We start from the raw sequence: 20,047 nt of genomic DNA on the forward strand, positions 1-20,047 counted from the left end.
CTTCTACTGCTGGGTCTTCTGTCACTGCTTCTTCTACTGCTGGGTCTTCTGTTGCTGCTTCTTCTACTGCTGGGTCTCCTGGTTCTGAAATACCCTCTCCAGCAACTTGTATGATTGTATCATCAACTAACTCCTCAGTTAATAATGCTAGAGGGTCGATAATTTGGGGCTGCTGATGTAAAACAGTTATATCTCCTTCAATGATTAACTCTTTTTTCCACCTGCCATACCCGCCGGACATCAATACAAGTGCAAATATACTACTTATACCTATTATAATGATCTTTCTTCTCACACCTATACCTCCATCCTTTTATTTCCACTGATTAAATATTAATTTGTATTCAAAAGTATGTTGAGTTTCTGTTGTCACACCATCATCTATATTTTTAGCTTGAATATGCAAGTGAACATCATCGTCTGAGATTCTAATGGACTGAACGATTTCATCATTATCAATCATATCTAAATCTTCAAACTTAAAGGGTATTGTTCCATCATCACCTATCTCAATGTATATTTCGTCCTCATAAGCTGATCTAATATTTCCGCTAATTTTTACTTTATTATCTCTTATGTCTACATCAAGATATTCTTGGGTATTATCATCCATAATTCTAAAAGTACTTAGATTCTCCTCAATAAAAAATGGCTCCATAGTTCCAGTTGAAACTGACGCTCTTATGTCTAAATCATTATTCCATGTAGCATAACTTATTCCTATCAAATTAAGTGCTACTATTGATGTCAAACACATTATAGACTTATTTGAGATTTTGCTTATTTTTCTTTTATTTCTTCCCACCTTCATTCACCCTTCGCTACATTATCTTTCATACTCATTATTTTGCCTTATTGTATAATTTTATTGGCATATAGAGCTGCTTCTGTACGGTGACTCAAGTTTAGCTTACCTAGTATATTACTAACATGTTTTTTAACCGTATATTCAGAAATAAACAATTTTTTAGCAATTTCATTATTACTTAAGCCTACAGCTATTTCATTCAAAACATCTTGTTCTCTCGATGTTAATACATCAAATGATTTATTTCCTCGCGTTAAGTTATATTCCATAATCATAGGGTCATAATATTTTTTTCCTCTCATGATAACGTGAAGCGCATAAATTAAGTCTTCTGTTATGGCTTCTTTTAGAATATAGCCATCTACTTCCATTCTTTTAGCACGTGTAAAGTCTTCGTTATGGATTGATGATGTTAATATGACATATTTCATTTGCTTTCTTATTTTTCTAGCTTGTTTCACTAAACTCAATCCATCCTCATGCCCTAATCTTAAGTCAATTATGGCTAAATCAGGTTCTTCTTCTTTAATTAAACGTAAGGTCTGTTCTATATTGGATGCTTCAAAAAAATTTTTACAACAACGGTCCATTGCTAACACTGAAATAAGACCTTTTCTAACTAAAGGATGATCATCAACTACAAGTATCTTCACCAAATCTCCTCCATAGAAAAATTATATGACTAATGAAATGTTTTCTATTTCAAAAACAATATTAATATTGGTTCCTTTTCCTATATTACTATCAATATTTATGTGCCCTTTTAAAGCATATACTAAATTATATATATTCTTTAACCCCAAACCTTTATTACTTTTTTTCGACTTTTCATCAAATCCTACACCATTATCCAATATCATTAATTCAAGAGATTGTGGGTTAATAGAAATACAAATATCAATATTCTTTGCCTTTCCATGCCTAATTGCATTACCTGTACTTTCGCAAATAATTCTGTAAATCCCTTTCTTAAGATTAAAGTTTAATAATTCTTGATTTCCATTCAGAGTAAGGTTAATGTTAACGTTATGTAACTTTGAAAGCCCATTTATATAATCCTTTACTTCTGATTCAAAAGTATTTTCACCTTTTTCCTTCCAACTAAGCTTATATATAACTGTTCTTAGTTCTTTCATTGCTAGTTGTGATGCATTTTTTATATCACAAATAATATCTTCGTATTCTTCAGATGTCATTTTTGAATGATTCAAATGTAATGCATGAGTAGCACAGGATATAGCAAACAACCTTTGACATACACTATCATGTATTTCATTAGCAATACGATTTTGCTCTTCATTAATAAGCATTCGTTCATTCATTTCTTCCAAATTAAGTTTCTCAAGTATAATTGAGCTTAGATCTGATAAAAAATTCAACTGCTTAATGTTTTGATGATAGAAGAGACTAGAACTACACTTATTGTTTTCAATGCCTAAAATACCATAATGCTTATATGAAGAACTTATATTAATTAATATATACTCTTGTGAATTTAATTCTATTTTCGAAGGTTCGTCTGACTCTTGTATATGATAAAAATCCCTTTCTAGCCGCTGCTCTAATTCATAACGCCTTTCTTCTGATAAATTCTCAAGTCCATAATTCCTATAATCGTCATCTTCCGTATAATAAAATATTACTGTCGTTGATTTAGTAATTTTTTTTATATACTTAACAAGTAATTTGATAGTCTCTTCCTTACTATGCTGAGTAGATAGCGATTCTATTGCCTGATATAGTCCCATAATGTAGTCAATAGACTCGTTAGATCTCTCATATATTTGAGTCAATTCAGCGTTTAATGCTATGAGTTCTATTCCCTTATTATTTAACATTTTATTCTGTTTGAATAATAATGTTAAAACAACCGTCATAAGAATAAAGCTAAGAATTAAATTAGAATGGCTTATAACAAAATATATAAACATTTGATCTGAATTTATGAACCTATACGAAATCGTTAACGTTATTATTAAGTATAGGAATAAATTAATCCACTTATAACGCTTGGGTAAAAAAAATATAGAAACAAGTATAGTATTTAGCGCATACCAAATATATGCACTATCTAGCCCACCCGTAGGGATCAAAATTAAAGAAATTCCTAGAGTTTCAATAATCGTTAGAACTTTCACAAAATTTCGATCATTTATATTTCTCTTGTATAGCTTCATGATTATTCTAGAAGATATAATTACACTTGATATGACTATTAATTCGACTAAAATTGGATTATTATTAGATATTAAATAAAATATTGATGTTATTAGAGTTGAAAAATTTCTATATAATATTATCATCTTTAAATTATCTGATGCTTTTGTATATTCTTTTATATCCTTTAGTACATGGCTCATTTGCTTCCTCCGTAGAAATTACGCTAATACATTTCATTGTAATATTACCATAATTTGTAAATCAAGTCAAGAATACTTCACATCATTATGAAAAAACCTCCCATTAGCACAAAATATCTAATTGGAGGTAGTTAATAACTTATTGTAATTCACTCAAACTATGTAGTAAATTCCATACTTCAATATTTACTTTTTTCAAGTTGACTAGTTTAAGATTTTTATCTGTAATGGCATGTACTGTTTTCCCTGTAGCTAAAATCTTCATATCGGCTTCACGAATAACTTCATAAGACATCGTGAACTTAGCTGCTTTTAGTTCATCAATAAAACTCTTAATGATAAGGATATCTTCATACCTAGCTCCTTCTTTATACTTGCAAGAACTTTCTACTAAAGGGAACATAATACCCTGTTCCTCGATCTCTCTATAAGGTAATCCGCCTTCTGCAAGTAATTCAGTTCTTCCAACTTCAAACCATGGATAATATCTTGAATGATGTACAACACCCATCTGATCTGTCTCAGCATACCTCACTTTTATTTTTGTTTCATTAACTGCCATAAGATTTCCTCTTTTCTTACAATATTAACTTCTTTTTAATATTATATCATTAAATATCCAACACCTCTACAATATTACGATTTATATAGCTTTTTTCATCACAATAATACAAATCTATGAATATACTAAAACATGAGGATGTTATGTTACAAACATACCATAAAAATACCATGAAGGAGGAAGCATATATGAACTGTGGTTATTTAAAAGGTTTATCTGCACTAGGCGCTGGCTTAACAATGGTAGTGGGCATTGGAGTAGGAGAAGGTATGGGATTAGCAACTGCAGCTGCAGTTGAAGGTATTGCAAGACAACCCGAAGCTTTTGATACAATCATGGATGGGTTAGTACTAGGCAATAATATTACTCTCATTCCATTAATTGCAGCTTTCTTAATAGCTCTTTGTCTTATACGTTTAGCAAAGGCTAGTAACTGTTATGTTAATTGTGATACCGGTTTAGATTGTGGCATTAATATTGGACTAGCTTCTTTAGGTTCAGGTATTTCGGTTATAGGTGGGATAGGTGCTGCAAAAGGCATAGGTATTGCTACTGCAGCCGCAATTGAAGGTATTGCACGACAACCCGAAGCTACTGAAAAGATAATTGAAGCACTTATAATCGGGAACTTATATGCTTTAATATCTGTATTAGCTTCATTTATTGTAGCCATAATGTTAATAAGGATTGCTCAGAGTAAAGTTATTCAATGATACCAATGTAACTTCATTATTATATTAGGAACCTGTTGTATTTAGGTTCCTTTATTCTCATTCTTTACTCTTTATTTTTTATTAACATACAGAGATCCATCACTTTGCAATTCTGCATATATTACTTTTTCTTTTGATTCTATTCCATATAACCTAAGTTGACATTCTAGCCATTCTTCACTAAGATTAAACTCCCTTAAATTTTTACTTACAACTCTACCATCTACAATAATTTCAGAAGGCAAATACTCACGTAGAGTTATAGGGAGATTTAAATTTCGTGTCATGACTAATATAATTTAAAAACCTATAAATGTTTTAAATACGACTTGTAAAGTAGTAATCATTACTCCCTCCATACTTGGATTCATTTACCAATGTGTATAGCATTAGTATGTAACAACGCTCCCTTTTTATGTGAACGCCAAAATTATCTATATGTTTAATAATGTTAACATATTGTATAAGCACTATTTTCATATTAGGGAATACATTGATAGTGTAAGATAAAAAGAGAGGTGGTTTGAATATGTGCGACGTATTTAGGAAGATACATAGAAATGATTATATTATAAGTTCATCAACTGAAGAATACCATCAACAACCCTTTAATCCACTGCCAAAAAAACAGCAACCTATTATACACCAATTACTTGAATCTGCTGCATCAATGGAATTAGCTATGGCCAAGCTTTTAGACGCAGAATGTAAAACCTTAGAAATGCTTATAAAAAACTTTACAGAATCTACTTCCTCTGATATGGCTATTAATAACGTATCTTGTGAAAGTGATTTAGATGATATACTTAAAAGTATACAATTACTTTATTCTGCTGCACAAATGGAAGCCGATTTTTCCAATATATCGGAGGATGAAAGTAAGAAAATAGAGTTGCTACTTAAGTCTCTGGAGGATACAGATGAATCAGTCTCTACAGTAAATGATATCAAAGAAATATCTGCTAACTTGAAAGAAATTATTATTGCTATTACTAGCATTGAGCATGATATATTGCAAAAAATTAAAGCTGTTTTAGCTCTGTCCCATCTATAAAAAAATGCCCTGCTATATGGATGATTCTACTCATCTTTATAGCAGGGTACTTTAGTACATACTTATCAACAGTATTTATTCTTATCTACCCTTTTATAGACCCAAACATGACCATATTCTATCTAATAAACTACTTTCTCTATCTTATCAATTATTAAATGTAAATTAGTTAATGATTGATTTCCTTGTAATTCTACGTACTTTAACTTTTCTAGCTCTAATAAAGGTGAAATATCAATAATATTATTATGACCTAAACTTGCATGTGCTAAATTTGTTAAACTTGATAACGGAGTGATATCTTCTAAATTATGATTTCCGTATATATATACTTTTTCCAAGTTAATTAAATTCTCTATAGGCTCTAAACTAACGATATCAGAATAGTTTATCTCTATTGAATTAAGACCCAAAAAGTACTCAAGACCTTGTAAATTTTTTATTTTACCATTATTATTAGAAAAATGTTGAAGATCTACAATATCCATGAATCTAATAGGTTCATCAGGTAATAATCCACTTGAATTTTTGATAACACTTCTTAGTACGGGGTCATTTATTATTATCTCTCTGCTTCTAGGTATCAAATCAATTAAGTTAGGTGTAATGTTAAAGTTTGATATAATGTAATCGCTTGACCTTAGTAACTCAACTGCATCTTGCTGTTCGTTAAAGAAATCTTCCTTAGAAATAATTATCTCAATTATATTACCTGGTAAAACCAAATTATTAGTTATTGTAAATTCTTTGTTATTAACTACCGAACGTAATATGGCACCATTCATATTGATTGGATTATTAGTTCTATTAATTATTTTGACACTTCCAGATAAGCTTTGAGTTACAATTTTTAGATCACCTGCTTCAACTTCTTCTATTAGTTCTATATTATTTTCAATAAGACTTAAGTCATTAAAATCGTTATCTCCATTAATCTCAATTTTAGAAAGCTCTAAGTTCCTTATCTCATCAAGATTCTTTATTGAGTTTTGATATATATTTAGATACTCTAGTTTGTCTAGATTATGTAAGGACTCCAGTTTATCAATTTGATTATTACTTACATCTAGTTTGTTAAGGTTAGAAAAATATTCTAGCCCATCAAGATTTTTAATATTAAGACCACTTAAATCTAAAGAGGTTATGTTTAAAACATCGTTATATTCTATAGTTTTCGTTTGATTATTTAGTAATGTTCTAATATGTTGCTCTAAATTTTCATCAGTAAAAACAATTTTATTATCGTATACTTCTAGGCCTATATCCTTTGCTATAGAATAACTTATAACATTATTATTTACTAAATATTGAATGAGTGTTAGGTTAGAATTTTTCATATTAGTATTAAGAGTTTGATATGATAAATATGCTATATCACTTCTTAAAAAATCTTTTGAGTATAATAATTGTTCATCATATTCATCATATAAACCGTATGAATTTCCATAGCTTATTGCTGTATTCCAAGAAAAATCACCTAATGTATCCTCATATCCCAATGCTCTTAAAATCAATGTAACATAAGACTTTGCTAGCATTAAATCATCTGAACCAAACTGTGTATCTGATATACCTTTTGTATAGCCATTTTCATAAGCCCATCCTATATAATTATTTGCCCACTCAGGGACATCGGTAAATGGATGTGAGTAAGTTCCATTGTTAGCTTCTTTTTCTTTACCAATTAATCTGATAAACATAACTAATCCTTCAATACGATTTGGTTCCCTTTCTAATTCAAATCCCTCTCCTGTACCTTGGAAAATATTAATCTCTTTTAATTTGTCAGCATAGATTTCATAATCAATTATGTTATTCGCAAGTACACTAATAGTGCTAGATAAAAAAAACAAAAAACCTATCATTATAGGAAATAACTTTCTATTCATTAAATCCATCTCCTTTTGTAAATAATGCATTTACAGAAAACTTATACTTTTACATCAAAATACATTATACTCCTTTGTGCTAATAATTTCAACTTTATGGAAATTAATGTAACTATCTGTTACCCCCCATTGCTTAAGCATGAAAAATAATTTTTAATGTGTTGGTGAGTAACGAGCTCAATTAAATTACGTATCTTGCAATCATATATAAACGCTCTTATAACATCTTTATAAGACATAAAAAAAACTCCTACATTAATGATATACATTAATATAGAAGGAGTTTGTTTTGTCGAGTCTATAACCATTTATATAAGTCACTTTCAGCACTTTGTTCCTATTCTGCCCAGTTATGCCATACGTCTTGGACATCATCGTCATCTTCTAATAAATCTAACATTTTTTGCATCTTCTTAAGATCTTCATCAGAAGTTAATTCAGTCGTTGTTTGAGGAATCATTTTTACCTCAGCTGAAATAGGTTGAATATCTACCGCATTGATAGCATCAGATACTGCCCCAAAATCTTCTGGTGTCGTTATCACTACATACCCTTCTTCTTCAGCTTCGAAATCCTCAGCTCCTGCATCTAATGCTAGCATCATCATTTCATCTTCATCCATGCCGTCAGACTTTTCAATGATTATTTCACCTTTTTTGTCAAACATAAAGGATACGCAACCGGAAGTTCCCATGTTGCCACCGCCTTTTGTAAAGGCGTGACGTACATTCGCTGCTGTACGGTTTTTATTATCTGTAAGGCACTCTACGATAACAGCGACACCATTAGGACCATAACCTTCGTAAACAATGCTTTCATAGCTTACGTTATCACCTTCACCAGCTGCTTTTTTAATACTACGAGAAATTGTATCATTAGGCATATTGTTAGCTTTACACTTTGCAACAACATCCTTTAACTTCGTATTAAGCTCTGGATCTGGACCGCCTGCTTTTACAGCAACGGCAATCTCTCTACCTAATTTAGTAAATATCTTTCCCTTTTTAGCATCTTGTCTTTCTTTTCTATGTTTAATATTCGCGAACTTGGAATGTCCAGCCATATTTAATCCTCCTTAAAAAGAACCATTGAGTTAGCTCAATGGTATATTTTATAGACTTATTTTAGCATGTTTCTAAGCCTTTGACAATATCAGCTATTACTATTGGGTTATTACTGAAATTCCTATAATGCTACTCTGCTATTAGACTCGAATATCAATATGAACCGATTCCTGGTCAGATTCTTTTCGCAATTTATCATATACTTTAAGAACAGTCATATTGGCATAGACACCTAAGATACTGATAATGATAATTCCTCCAATAATACCGATGGTATCCATGTGCCCCAAAATATAAATGATAGGTGTCGTTAGTGAAAATAGAAGACCTATGAATAAGCCTAGTTTTATAGTTAACATAAAATTATTCTTTAAAACAGTATAAGCACTACCTAAGTGATCTTTTAAACTCATTGGTCTATCTAATACTAACCCATAATGAATATAGCAAAAAGCAAAAGCTAGAGGTATATAAACAAATAGGTATAGACCCAATGCTTCAGTTAACGCGCTTATGTAGAATCCAGACATAATGATTAACTCTAACAAGAAAAATTTGAACCATCTGCTATAAGCTTCATCAAAGATCTTAGGTAAGTTAATATTGTCTATGTTGGCGGCTCTTAAATAACATAAATAAAAACTACGAATGAAACTTGTTATTAAGATACTTAAAAGAATAATACCTATAGTCAAAGCTATATCAAGTTGAAAAATGGTTTGTACATGACCGTTATGATTATTATAAAATATACTCGGAAATTGCTCATATAGATAGCTCGCTTCTGGCGGAGCAGAAATCCAACCAAGTTTAATTGTAAATAGATTACTCGTAGGTATGTACGGTATATCATAAATCCACTGATATAATAGTAAGTGAGTTGTGTTTTGAATGAAAGGTATTAATGCCAATATTAAAATGTTTTTCTTTAGGCTTTTATTAAAAACTTCCGTCAAAGAAATCATAAGTAACCAACTTTCTTAAATATTATCTCAGATTATAAGTTCAAGTGTTCTTCAGCAATAATTTATTGATTAAATTATGGTTAAAGAATAGAATTACATATTTTTCATGTTATAATAAGATAATTATAGCACAGGCTAGGAGGTTGTCAAATGAAGAAGCACATGATGCTCATACTTTTTATTCTTGTTCTCACCATTACCTCTATACTTGGTTTTATTCAATACAAAAATTTAGAAACACCCCAAGCATATGAACAATTACGGGTGTCAGAAATATACTCTGAAAAGCTAGGAATTATAAAAGATATCTATATAACAGGAAATAATAACATGCTGATCTTAGGACAAAAAGATAATGAAGTAACTATGTATCAGCTTAAGATACATACCTCTGAGCTTTATCCTATCTATACACTACAGGCTCATAAAAAAGTTGAGAGAATATTTGGTAGTCCTATGAATGACAATGAAATTATTAGTACTTATAAAGATGGATTAGTACATGTTAAAATAAATGATGAAGAACCGAATCATTCTAACTTTTATCAGGACCCTATAGAAAATTTTAGTTCAATTACTTCCTTAGCCACTGATGGCTCTAGACTCTTTTATACTTATGATAATAACCCAAGGATTTATAACAACTCTTTTGGATATACAGGTGATATTTTCTACTCCATAATGAATGATACGACTATGGAAAAGACATACCTTAATTTCCCTCATGATATTAATTTCCTAGATCGTTTAGATAATCGCCTTTATTATACCTCTCTTTATAAAGGTAGCATTAACCTCTATACCATAGACATGGATTATGGGCAAAATGAGTTTAAAAAGGAGCCTTTGTTAACGAATGTTATGTATGTAAACCCTCTTAATTATCTAACAGGTTTTTGTGGGTTGCAGTATATATCTGAAGGATACAATGTAGTTGCACAAAAGCATCATGATGATGTACCTTTTTCAATTGCCACAATTCCTGCTAACACTGATATCCTAGGTGGTCTACCTGGAGTAGTCGCTAATGAATTCGGCAGCGATCATTTAGCTCTGGCCTATACGACATATAATGAAAATCATAATGGTACTATAAGTATCTATCAACATGATGCTAAAGATAAGCTTAACGATATTTTTTGGCTTTCGGATTCAAAACCTATAGCTGTAGATCATCAACCTCTTGTTGGTCCACTGTATATGGATATATTGGATACTGGGAATGGAAGAAATGTGCATCTACTCTATTTTACTTATACTGATGAAAGATATAGTGCTTTTTTATTAGATTTAAAAACGTTGGTTATGAAAGACATCTCTAATCTTATGTTTTAAAGGGTAACTGAATACAAACAGTTACCCCTTTTAAATACTCTATTTTCAATTATTTAATCGCGCTATCTACCATACCTTTAACGAAATACTGCTGTAGGAATAAATACATGACTGTAATAGGGCATATGGCCATCAAAGCTGTAGCTGATGCAGCCCCAAAATTACTGGAGGACTGTGCGAAAAAATTCGCAACCGCTAATGTAACCACTTTCATATCCGGATCTTGTAAGAGATATAAAGAGAACTGGTAGTCATTCCATATATTCACCCCTACCAAAATAATGACTGTAGCAGTTACTGGTTTTAATAGAGGTAATATAATCTTATAATAAATACTAAACGATGAACAGCCATCTATGGAAGCAGCATTATCCAAGTCCATAGGAATGGTTCGAATAAAATTAGTGTATAAAAAAATACTCAAGGGCAGTTGATAGGTTGCCACAACTAATATAATCCCCCAGAATGTACTTACACCACCAATCCGAGTTACAAAGGTCAATAAAGGAACTAAGATACTCAAAGGTGGTATCATCATAACAGCTAAAATGACATTTAACATCGTCTTATTTAAACCACTACGATTCCTTGCAAGGGGATATGCTGCCATGGCTCCAAGGATAGTTATTATCAATACTGCAGTTATTGTGATAATTAAGCTATTTTTCATAGCCGAAAAAATTTCAGCACGCTCTATTGCTTTGATGAAGTTTTCTAGATAGAGCTCTTTAGGTAATATCCATCTTGAAGATAGATCTGTCTTAGCCTTTAGTGCTACCGTGATGCTGATATAAAAAGGTACAATATGTATAAGGCAGATAACGCCTGCTATAATGGTCTTCAACCAATTATTTTTAAGGAATGTTTTCATTACATATCCACCTCATTTTTATCAAATATTTTTATTGTCAATAGAGCAACACCCATGATGATTAAGAATAGTATGACCCCCATAGCTGATGAATAACCCGCCGCTTGGGTCTTAAAATAAGTATGGTCAACCAAAGTTGAAATAGAATGGCTGGAATAACCAGGACCACCATTTGTTAAGGCTTTAATAACATCAAACAGCTTAAGACCACCGATTAGATTCAATGTGACAGATGTAACAATAGCTGGGTAGAGTAAAGGTAGTGTAATTTTGAAGAACTGGCTGATGGGACCTGCGCCATCGATTTGGGCCGCTTCATAATACATCTTAGGAATATTTTGTAATCCAGCTAGATAGATAACCATAGAAACCCCTGTGTATTGTATAGTGTTGACTAAGGTAATAATCCATACCGCCTGATTCCCTTTAGCTAGCCAATCAACAGATTCTAATCCCAAAACACGGAGTACATCATTCAAGGCACCACTGTTATATTGAAATATAAAATACCACATGTATCCCATAATAACTGCTGCTATTAGGACTGGTAAATAAACCACGGTTCTTGTGGTTTTACTCCCAATAAATTTTTTGTCCAGAAAAACAGCATAAAATAATCCTAACATTTGTTGAAGAATCGTGCTGCCAATACCATAAATAAGTGTATTTTTGAGTGCCAACTGCAAAATCTCATCATGCAAAAGATTTTTATAATTTAACCAACCTATATATTCAAAGTTTTGAGAGAAACCGTTCCAATTAGTAAAGGAAATTCGAATACCACTAACAAAAGGATAGAAAACAAATATACAAAATAATATAAGTGCTGGTAAATACATAATATTGATCATATTTTTTTCATTGATTATATTGGTCTTCCTACTCTCACTCATATGTACCCTCCTTTTCAGATCTATGTACTAAAGTGGCTAACGCCACGTTAAAACTGAAATAGGAAAGTACGATACCTTGCGAGCAAAACTCGAACATTCCTATTTCAAAATAAAAGGGTAGGTATTTCTGCCTACCCTTTCTATTGAACTTTCAGTTATATAATTTATCGAAGTCTTCTTTCATTTTAGCTGTCGCTTCTTCTATTGTCATTTCATCAGCAATTAACGCAGATCCAGTTGCACACATGGTGTCCCACATACCGCTAGGTAAATAAACTCGATCAAAATAAGGAACAGAGGGTACCTCTTGATGTTTTGCATAATCTTCTTTCAAAATTCCTGTATCACTCTCTGCCGTCGTTAATCCTGCTGGCACACCACTGATTGTAGCCAATTTGCTCATCACTTCTGGTCTAGCAATATAACTAAGGAATTCAAGACATGCTTCTTTGTTTTCAGTATCTTTCCAAATACCTAAAGTGGTTCTTTCTCCAGATATTAAGAACGGTGTATCTTCGCTATAATAAGCAGGAACAGGCATAAATCCTAAGTTTGCATCAGGGTTATAAGATAATGCTTCACTAATAATGTAGTTACCATAAAGACCAAATGCTGTTTCTCCAGTACCTAACATTCTTGCAACATCTGAGTAAGTACCAGTTAAAGCATCTGCATTAAAGTAACCTGCATCATACATATTTTCAAATAAGGCATTAACCTCATTCCAGCCTTCGCTGTTGAAATTTCCATCTAATAATTGCTGATCATAATCCTGAGTTGTTGTTAACATGACTGCTGGTCCAACCCAGTCAAGAAAATTACCTACTGTCCAGTTGTCTTTTCCACCAAGACTAATTGGTGCTGCATCAGTGTTTTCTTTAATGGAAGCACATGCCTTTTGGAAATCATCCCATGTTGTGATACTATCCACATCAATACCAGCTTGCTCTACTACATCTTTATTGTATGCTATACCTGCTACGTCGACATCTATAGGTAAAACATAAATATGACCTGCTTCATCAGTTATAACAGGCTCAATAGCTGGATGTAATACCTTAGCCCATTCTTGATCCTCTAATGGTGTTAAATATTCACTATAGCGAAGTACGGACCATCCATGAGTTGACCACATATCAGGTAATTCGTTTGCTGCCATCTTCGCTTTCATAACTGGTTCATAGTCAGGTAGTGAGATGATGTTTGCTTCAATATCAGTTTCTTCTTCAAATCCCTTAGCAACCTCTTCTAATCCAATAGTAATCTGATCATCAATACCAAAATTCACAGCCACATCAATACTAACTTTTTTATCTTTTTTTGAATCTTTGCTGCTATCTTTCTCCTTAGTTTGTGGACTTTCTTTCTCACCTTGATTTTGTGTCGTGTCTGCTGTATCACTACTACATCCTATAATACCTGTTGCTAAAATACTAATAAGACAACACGTAACTATCTTTTTAATGAACCCCTTCATTTCAATCACTCCTTTTTTATTCTAAGAGCCAATACCCTTATATGTTTCATTATAAGAATTTGAGTAAGATATGAAAGGATGCATTTCTACAATTCATGTACTCATTTCTACACTACATATATGGTTACCAATAAAGTTTTGGTATAATTTTTCTATAAATGTTATAATACTTTTACGGTATAACTTTATGAAAGGGGTCCTTCGATGCGTTTTTCTCATTCCCTTAGATTTCGATTAATATTGGTGTTTATTATAACCATACTTCTCTTCGCTACTTTCATTATGTTCACACTACCTATGTATTATAAAGACCTCTTGAATGACCAAACGACTACTTTAAAAGAAAGTACATTAAAAGCTATGGAGAAAAATTTAGAGTCTTATTTCTCAGAACTTAATCGATTAACTGTTATACCTTATTATGATGAAGAGTTTATGCTAGCGTTAAATAAAATTGAATATGCAGCGTTTTATGAGTTTGAAGAAAATGATCTTTATCCTTTTTATGACACATTAAGCTCAACTTTGCAAAGCTATTTATTAAATACCCGTGACGAGGTATTGAGTACTGTCTTAGTCCATAATAATGGTCAAATGATAAGTTGCTCAAAGAAATATGGATCAAGCACAATAACCTATGACTACCCCTACAGAGAAAAAGATTGGTATAAAAAAGCTATGGATGCTGAAGATGGTATCGCATTTATTAGTAATCACAGTCAAGATTATTTGTATAAAGCTATTGAAAAAGACGTTTTTTCTTTCACACGACTTATCATTGACCCTACCACCAAAGAGCCTTTATGTGTTATTATGGCTGATGCTTCAACAGATGTATTTGAGCTCCTTTTTAAGGACATCGTTCTGGATGTTTCATACATAGGTTGTATCATCGATGCTGATGGGAACTTAATTTATAGTAATAATAGTACTTTGGCATATCCATTGGTTACTCAGATGAATCGGCAAGGAGTTAACGCTATTGAAGAGTATTTAACCATTGAAAAGGTTATTGATGAAAGCGGATGGAAAATGATTCTTTTTCTTTCCCAAAAAGAACTCGATGCAAAGAATAACACCATTTATCTATTCAGCTTTTCATTCATCCTATTAGAGGTGTTACTCACCATTTTTATTCTTTTCTTTTTATCTAAGACCATAACAGACCCCTTTAATAGACTTAGTGAAGGTATAAAAGAAGTAGAAAAAGGTAATCTTCAAGTCACTTTTTATGATAAGGGTAAGGGTGAACTAGCCTTATTAGGGCATTCATTAAATCACATGGTTAAGCGACTTAATGATTTAATCAATAGAGAATATAAAGCCCGTATAAGTCAACAACAAGCTAAATATGCGGCTTTACAATCTCAGATTCAGCCTCATTTTCTCTATAACACTTTAAATGGTTTCATAGGACTAAATCGTTTAGGTAAACATAAAGAACTTGATGAAGCTATTATCAGTCTTACCCGAATGTTGCGATACACCCTAAGCCAAGATGAGCAAACAACTATTAAAGAAGAAATGAAACTTCTTAAGCATTACCTCTACCTTCAAAAATTAAGATTTGATACCCGTTTAGATTACCAGATTACTACGGATCCGAATTTAAACAACTTACTGATACCTAAGTTACTACTTCAACCTCTTGTTGAAAATGCCATTATTCATGGTATTGAACCTCTACATCTTAACGGTTTTATTGACATTGAAGGTAAGGTGACAGAAGAAGGTATTTATCTGGTTATCCACGATAATGGAGAAGGTATGGACTTTAGAGATTGGGCACATTTTGATGGGATTGGTCTCAAGAATGTTAGAGAAAGACTACTCTTTTATTATAAGAATGCTCAAATACAAATTTACTCGGAACACTTAAAAGGAACCACTATTGAAATGATAATACCAAAAGGGGATGCTTTGTATGAAGATTTTAATAGCTGATGATGAATACCTTGTTCGTGAAAGCTTAATAGCTTTATTAGAAGAAGCACTCTTAAAGCCTGATATTATTCAAACGACCAACGGTACTGAAACCTTAGAGAAAGTTCAAAACTTTTATCCTGATATAGCATTCATTGATATTCGTATGCCTGGAATGAATGGCTTAGAAGCTATTCGCCACATGAAAGAACACTGCCCTCATACACAGTTCATTATATTAACCGGTTATTCTAGATTTGAATATGCAAAAGAAGCCTTAGAATTAGGTGTAAAAAGTTATCTCCTTAAACCTATTACACTTGAAGAATTAACAGAAGCTTTAAATGTAGCTTCTGTAGCTAAAAAGCAAATGGACTTATATAGTAATTCTGAATTTGAAAAAGATATTTGGCATTTTAATAAATGGAAGTGTAGTGGTAAGATTCAAACTTTAAAGATTATTCCTGAATCCAGTGATGAAGCTAACTTCCTTTTACTTGTGGATCACTTAAGACAACTCATTGAGAAATACATAAATCATCAATTTTATATAGCATTAAAAGAAAATAAAGAACAATATATCGATTGTATCTGCTATTGGGATTTTAAAGCTAAAGATAATCATGAAGATAACTGTTTTGATTCATTTTATAATCATCTATTGGCTACGCTAAAAACTTTTAAATTTCCAATATCCTTAGTTGCATCTTCAGAATGCCCCCAAGTAAAAGACCTTAAAAAAGCTTATCATCAAATAGATAATTTATCACTTCTTCGCATCGGACTTGGCATAGGTCGAGCATATAGCTTATGCCATCTTCAAAGTTATTATAGAGCATTAGATGACAAAAGCCTTAAACTACTAGTTTTATCTGAACATTTAAGTAAATACTACTTATCTCAAAAATATTTAGAATATATGAAGATTATTAACTCTGAACCTTTTAATTCAATTACAACTACGTCAAGAGCCTTAACCAAACCTATTATGACTTATTTATCTACAAGACTTCCTCTGAATTTAACTCAGGGTACCGACTTATTAACTGCCTTAAAAGCTTGTGGTGAATCTATTCTCGTTAAAAGCGCTAGTACTCAAAAAGATCCTGTTGAACAAATGAAGCAGTATATTCACTCTAATTATATGAAGGATATTGGAATAAGTGAAATAGCTGATCAACTAGACTTAACACCAAATTACATAAGCACACTTTTCAAACGCCAAACAAATAAAACCTTTTTAAGCTATCTTACCGAGGTCCGAATGCTTAAAGCCAAAGAGCTCTTAGCCTCACCTCTAACCATCAGTGATATTACCTCAAGAGTTGGCTATTGTAGCACAAGGCATTTCTCAAAGACATTCAAAAAGTATTATAAGAAAACACCTACTGCTTATAGAGAAGACTTCCTTTCACATTAAAGGAAGTCTTCTCTATTCATTACTATAGCGTTACTATCATAAAAGTAGAAATAATTTTCTATTTTGATTCAGCCCCTTTTTTTGTGGATCTTAATCGTTTATACTCTTGCTCCATTATTTTAGATACATCCTCTACTGATAAATCACCTGATACAAGACCAGCTGAATTGCTACACATGATGTACCACATACCGTCAGGTAAATAGGCTCTATCAAAATAGGGATACAATTTAATGTTTTCTTTCATATAAAAATCTTCATAACTGTTTATCCCTTTAAAGGCTGAAGGTAATCGTGATGCCTCGCAAATCTGAGCTATGTTCTCTGGCTCCGCGAAGTAATCTAACAGCTCTAATGCTTCTTCTTTATAAATACTCTCTTTGTAGACACCTAAGGTGCTTCTCTCACCAGTGGCTAAAGTAAGATGTCCCCCTTCATAAATCGTAGGTATAGGCATCATTGCTAACTCTATTTCTGAGTTAAGTGATTCAACATCCTGCATAAAATATGGACCGTAGAAAGCCATTGCTGCTTCACCATTTGCAAAACTTTTTATATTATCATTATAATTGCAACTTAGCATATTCTTGTTTACATAGCCCATATTATAAATCTGCTGCCATTCCTCAGCTAGCCAATTCCACTTACTCCAATCAAAATTGCCCTTCATGAATTCATCAGAATAATCATGATGGGGTGTATCTATAAGAAGAGGTATCGCAAAGAAATCAAAAAACTGTGCTTCGCACCAAACATCTTTAGCACTTATGAATGGGAGAATAGTACCATTACTCTCTCTAGTAAGTATTTCACAGGTTTCTAAAAGCTCATCATATGTCTGAGGTTCTTTTAAGTTATATGCCTCAAAAATCCCTTTGTTGTACACAATACCTGTCATATCCATATTAAAGGGTAATACATAGATTTGCCCTTCCTTATCCTCTATGAATGGTCTAAACTCGTTCCTAATATTAGTAATCCAATCTTTTTCATTCAGATTAACTAGATAATCAGCATATCTTGTTACACTCCACCCATGGGTAGAGAAGAGATCAGGAACATCACCTGATGATAGTTTAATTTTCATAATATTTTCATAAGCCCCTCCAGGTGCCATGACGTCGATTTGTATATTGGGATTTATCACACTATAATCAGAGGCTACTTTTTCAATAATCTCCGCCTCTTTTCCGTATACATTTATCATAAGAGATAACTGTAATTCTTCCGGTACTGATTCTATTACTTCTTCAGTTTGATCATATTGACAAGATACAAGAAAAATAAAACTTATTATGCTTAAAAAGATAAGTCCTAACCACCTCACTAGCATCCCTCACTATTCTTGTCCTACATTTATTCTATCTATAACTATTATATCAAAGTTCCTCTAAACAACCAAAGATAAGTATACTCATTCAGTCATACAAGAGTTTAAAAATCAAGTTGTCTATTAGCAATCAGTCAATAATAAATCTTGGTCCACAAAAGATCCATAAATCTCTTTACCTTCTTTCACAATACCTTGTCCACTAGTAGCTTCCTTGATTATCTTAATGTATTTTTCTACCTCATCTACCTTAACTAATACAACAAATTCGACTTGATCTGTATACAAAGTATCATGTATGATATGTCCTGCCTGATGGGTTTCATACTGAATTTTACCGACTTGAGTATAGGATACAATTATACTTAACTTCTGATACAATACTTTTTCAATTATTCTAGCAGCTATAATGCCTTCTTTTGCAGAATGTCCATAAGCTCGAACTAAACCACCTGTGCCTAATAGTGTACCACCGAAATAACGTGTTACAACAACTACCGTATTCTTAATCTCTTCACCCTTTAAAACATTGAGGACTGGCATACCGGCTGTTCCACTTGGCTCTCCATCGTCAGAAAATCGTTGGATTTCATTACGCTCGCCTATTTGATAGGCAAATACATTATGGGATGCATCCCAATACTTTTTACGAAGCTCTTCAATGAATGCTTTTGCTTCTTCTTCTGTACGAACAGGTTTCACTGTTGCTATGAATCGTGATTTTTTCTCTGTAATTTCTGCTTCAGCAAGCTGTAAAACAGACTTATAATTTTTTAGCATGTTGACCACCTTTTGTCCTTAAGGTATTTTAGCCATTATACCATAATCATTTATAAATACCAATATATTAAGGGTATCCAATAGCACAAGAAAAGTGACTTGTGTCACTTTCCTGCACTAAAAAACTGTAACCCTAGAGTTACAGTTAAAGCTTTTTATTAACTTCAGTCAATTTATTCTAAGAGTGAGTATAATTCATCGACAACTTGTGTAAGCGTTACAGGTGAAACCGAAAAATAGATTAACTTCTCAACCATTTCCCGAACAAATTCCTTACTTTCTGTAAGGGGATGAATACACTCTCGCTCTTCAAACCAGTCATGTCCAGAAACCTTATCCCGTTTTACTACTTCGACACCAAACAACTTATTACAGTTCATTTCTTCCTCGACAACATAGTAATCCAATTGAAAACTTCCTACCTCACTTGCGGCCACATAACGAGTGCCTTCTAGAGACTTCGTTAACAATTCCAACCCCTCCTCATGTAAAAAACTTCCTTTTACAACAAATATCTCAACGACTTTATTATATAACATAATTTTTAAAATTGCCAGAAAATTTGTTCGTTTTATTATTTCAAATTATTATCAATTACTATTT

The 20,047-nt window shown here is 32.2% G+C and carries 20 protein-coding genes; 5 read left to right on the forward strand and 15 right to left on the reverse strand.

Annotated elements, in window-relative coordinates; genetic code table 11:
- From C1Y58_RS26580 to C1Y58_RS23245, 5 genes are all read right to left on the reverse strand, one after another.
- The coding region (locus tag C1Y58_RS26580) for a hypothetical protein (protein ID WP_207655811.1) at positions 1-295 on the reverse strand (295 nt) is incomplete at its 3' end.
- 18 nt (positions 296-313) lie between these two features.
- Positions 314-805: a hypothetical protein gene (locus tag C1Y58_RS23230; RefSeq protein ID WP_105619317.1), complete on the reverse strand. Its 492-nt coding sequence runs from the start codon at positions 803-805 to the stop codon at positions 314-316.
- A 47-nt stretch (positions 806-852) separates the two neighbouring features.
- Positions 853-1,461, reverse strand: a complete 609-nt coding sequence (locus C1Y58_RS23235; RefSeq protein WP_105619319.1) for a response regulator — start codon at positions 1,459-1,461, stop codon at positions 853-855.
- Between the two features lie 21 nt (positions 1,462-1,482).
- Complete coding sequence (locus tag C1Y58_RS23240; protein ID WP_105619321.1) at positions 1,483-3,168, reverse strand: sensor histidine kinase; 1,686 nt, start codon at positions 3,166-3,168, stop codon at positions 1,483-1,485.
- A 139-nt stretch (positions 3,169-3,307) separates the two neighbouring features.
- Complete coding sequence (locus C1Y58_RS23245; RefSeq protein ID WP_105619323.1) at positions 3,308-3,730, reverse strand: acyl-CoA thioesterase; 423 nt, start codon at positions 3,728-3,730, stop codon at positions 3,308-3,310.
- A gap of 188 nt (positions 3,731-3,918) precedes the next feature.
- On the opposite strand from C1Y58_RS23245, the gene C1Y58_RS23255 reads away from it, so the two are divergent.
- Positions 3,919-4,443 carry an ATP synthase subunit c family protein gene (locus C1Y58_RS23255; protein ID WP_157950257.1) on the forward strand — a complete coding sequence of 175 codons (525 nt, stop codon included), beginning with the start codon at positions 3,919-3,921 and terminating at the stop codon, positions 4,441-4,443.
- A gap of 71 nt (positions 4,444-4,514) precedes the next feature.
- Here C1Y58_RS23255 and C1Y58_RS27300 read toward each other — a convergent pair whose 3' ends face one another.
- Positions 4,515-4,730 (reverse strand): YetF domain-containing protein, encoded by a 216-nt coding sequence (locus C1Y58_RS27300; RefSeq protein WP_105619325.1) that lies wholly within the window; start codon positions 4,728-4,730, stop codon positions 4,515-4,517.
- 242 nt (positions 4,731-4,972) lie between these two features.
- Here C1Y58_RS27300 and C1Y58_RS23265 point away from each other — a divergent pair, with 242 nt between their 5' ends.
- A complete protein-coding gene (locus C1Y58_RS23265; RefSeq protein WP_105619327.1) occupies positions 4,973-5,497 on the forward strand; it encodes an alpha-helical endospore appendage domain-containing protein in 525 nt (174 codons plus the stop codon).
- A gap of 122 nt (positions 5,498-5,619) precedes the next feature.
- Here the strand turns inward: C1Y58_RS23265 and C1Y58_RS23270 are convergent, their stop codons facing one another.
- The 3 genes from C1Y58_RS23270 to C1Y58_RS23280 all read right to left on the reverse strand — a co-directional run bounded on the left by C1Y58_RS23270 (position 5,620) and on the right by C1Y58_RS23280 (position 9,415).
- Positions 5,620-7,386, reverse strand: coding sequence for a leucine-rich repeat domain-containing protein (locus C1Y58_RS23270; RefSeq protein WP_105619329.1), 1,767 nt, complete (start codon positions 7,384-7,386; stop codon positions 5,620-5,622).
- 337 nt (positions 7,387-7,723) lie between these two features.
- Complete coding sequence (locus C1Y58_RS23275) at positions 7,724-8,449, reverse strand: YebC/PmpR family DNA-binding transcriptional regulator (RefSeq protein ID WP_105619331.1); 726 nt, start codon at positions 8,447-8,449, stop codon at positions 7,724-7,726.
- Between the two features lie 141 nt (positions 8,450-8,590).
- The gene (locus C1Y58_RS23280; RefSeq protein WP_105619333.1) at positions 8,591-9,415 is read right to left on the reverse strand and encodes a hypothetical protein; all 825 of its coding nucleotides are present in this window, start codon (positions 9,413-9,415) and stop codon (positions 8,591-8,593) included.
- 150 nt (positions 9,416-9,565) lie between these two features.
- On the opposite strand from C1Y58_RS23280, the gene C1Y58_RS23285 reads away from it, so the two are divergent.
- Positions 9,566-10,750 carry a hypothetical protein gene (locus tag C1Y58_RS23285; RefSeq protein WP_105619335.1) on the forward strand — a complete coding sequence of 395 codons (1,185 nt, stop codon included), beginning with the start codon at positions 9,566-9,568 and terminating at the stop codon, positions 10,748-10,750.
- Between the two features lie 49 nt (positions 10,751-10,799).
- Here C1Y58_RS23285 and C1Y58_RS23290 read toward each other — a convergent pair whose 3' ends face one another.
- From C1Y58_RS23290 to C1Y58_RS23300, 3 genes are all read right to left on the reverse strand, one after another.
- A complete protein-coding gene (locus tag C1Y58_RS23290) occupies positions 10,800-11,621 on the reverse strand; it encodes a carbohydrate ABC transporter permease (RefSeq protein ID WP_105619337.1) in 822 nt (273 codons plus the stop codon).
- The gene (locus C1Y58_RS23295; RefSeq protein ID WP_105619339.1) at positions 11,621-12,514 is read right to left on the reverse strand and encodes a carbohydrate ABC transporter permease; all 894 of its coding nucleotides are present in this window, start codon (positions 12,512-12,514) and stop codon (positions 11,621-11,623) included. The genes C1Y58_RS23290 and C1Y58_RS23295 overlap by 1 nt, the downstream gene beginning before the upstream one ends.
- A 151-nt stretch (positions 12,515-12,665) precedes the next feature.
- Positions 12,666-13,991: an ABC transporter substrate-binding protein gene (locus tag C1Y58_RS23300; RefSeq protein WP_105619341.1), complete on the reverse strand. Its 1,326-nt coding sequence runs from the start codon at positions 13,989-13,991 to the stop codon at positions 12,666-12,668.
- 204 nt (positions 13,992-14,195) lie between these two features.
- Here C1Y58_RS23300 and C1Y58_RS23305 point away from each other — a divergent pair, with 204 nt between their 5' ends.
- Complete coding sequence (locus C1Y58_RS23305) at positions 14,196-15,935, forward strand: sensor histidine kinase (protein ID WP_105619343.1); 1,740 nt, start codon at positions 14,196-14,198, stop codon at positions 15,933-15,935.
- Positions 15,916-17,334: a response regulator transcription factor gene (locus C1Y58_RS23310; protein ID WP_170311678.1), complete on the forward strand. Its 1,419-nt coding sequence runs from the start codon at positions 15,916-15,918 to the stop codon at positions 17,332-17,334. The genes C1Y58_RS23305 and C1Y58_RS23310 overlap by 20 nt, the downstream gene beginning before the upstream one ends.
- A gap of 58 nt (positions 17,335-17,392) precedes the next feature.
- Here the strand turns inward: C1Y58_RS23310 and C1Y58_RS23315 are convergent, their stop codons facing one another.
- From C1Y58_RS23315 to C1Y58_RS23325, 3 genes are all read right to left on the reverse strand, one after another.
- Positions 17,393-18,661, reverse strand: coding sequence for an ABC transporter substrate-binding protein (locus C1Y58_RS23315; RefSeq protein ID WP_157950258.1), 1,269 nt, complete (start codon positions 18,659-18,661; stop codon positions 17,393-17,395).
- A gap of 126 nt (positions 18,662-18,787) precedes the next feature.
- Positions 18,788-19,444 (reverse strand): YigZ family protein, encoded by a 657-nt coding sequence (locus tag C1Y58_RS23320; RefSeq protein ID WP_105619349.1) that lies wholly within the window; start codon positions 19,442-19,444, stop codon positions 18,788-18,790.
- Between the two features lie 173 nt (positions 19,445-19,617).
- Positions 19,618-19,914, reverse strand: a complete 297-nt coding sequence (locus C1Y58_RS23325) for a DUF6514 family protein (RefSeq protein ID WP_105619351.1) — start codon at positions 19,912-19,914, stop codon at positions 19,618-19,620.
- Positions 19,915-20,047: the final 133 nt, after the last annotated feature.

It is taken from the genome of Vallitalea okinawensis (assembly GCF_002964605.1).
In the GTDB taxonomy this organism is placed as follows: Bacteria; Bacillota; Clostridia; order Lachnospirales; family PQDH01; genus Vallitalea_A; species Vallitalea_A okinawensis.

Coding starts and splice junctions, on each gene's coding strand:
- C1Y58_RS23240 (WP_105619321.1), bottom strand. CDS start 3,168: ATGAGCCATGTACTAAAGGATATAAAAGAATATACAAAAGCATCAGAT.
- C1Y58_RS23245 (WP_105619323.1), bottom strand. CDS start 3,730: ATGGCAGTTAATGAAACAAAAATAAAAGTGAGGTATGCTGAGACAGAT.
- C1Y58_RS23255 (WP_157950257.1), top strand. CDS start 3,919: ATGAACTGTGGTTATTTAAAAGGTTTATCTGCACTAGGCGCTGGCTTA.
- C1Y58_RS27300 (WP_105619325.1), bottom strand. CDS start 4,730: ATGACACGAAATTTAAATCTCCCTATAACTCTACGTGAGTATTTGCCT.
- C1Y58_RS23265 (WP_105619327.1), top strand. CDS start 4,973: ATGTGCGACGTATTTAGGAAGATACATAGAAATGATTATATTATAAGT.
- C1Y58_RS23270 (WP_105619329.1), bottom strand. CDS start 7,386: ATGAATAGAAAGTTATTTCCTATAATGATAGGTTTTTTGTTTTTTTTA.
- C1Y58_RS23275 (WP_105619331.1), bottom strand. CDS start 8,449: ATGGCTGGACATTCCAAGTTCGCGAATATTAAACATAGAAAAGAAAGA.
- C1Y58_RS23280 (WP_105619333.1), bottom strand. CDS start 9,415: ATGATTTCTTTGACGGAAGTTTTTAATAAAAGCCTAAAGAAAAACATT.
- C1Y58_RS23285 (WP_105619335.1), top strand. CDS start 9,566: ATGAAGAAGCACATGATGCTCATACTTTTTATTCTTGTTCTCACCATT.
- C1Y58_RS23290 (WP_105619337.1), bottom strand. CDS start 11,621: ATGAAAACATTCCTTAAAAATAATTGGTTGAAGACCATTATAGCAGGC.
- C1Y58_RS23295 (WP_105619339.1), bottom strand. CDS start 12,514: ATGAGTGAGAGTAGGAAGACCAATATAATCAATGAAAAAAATATGATC.
- C1Y58_RS23300 (WP_105619341.1), bottom strand. CDS start 13,991: ATGAAGGGGTTCATTAAAAAGATAGTTACGTGTTGTCTTATTAGTATT.
- C1Y58_RS23305 (WP_105619343.1), top strand. CDS start 14,196: ATGCGTTTTTCTCATTCCCTTAGATTTCGATTAATATTGGTGTTTATT.
- C1Y58_RS23310 (WP_170311678.1), top strand. CDS start 15,916: ATGAAGATTTTAATAGCTGATGATGAATACCTTGTTCGTGAAAGCTTA.
- C1Y58_RS23320 (WP_105619349.1), bottom strand. CDS start 19,444: ATGCTAAAAAATTATAAGTCTGTTTTACAGCTTGCTGAAGCAGAAATT.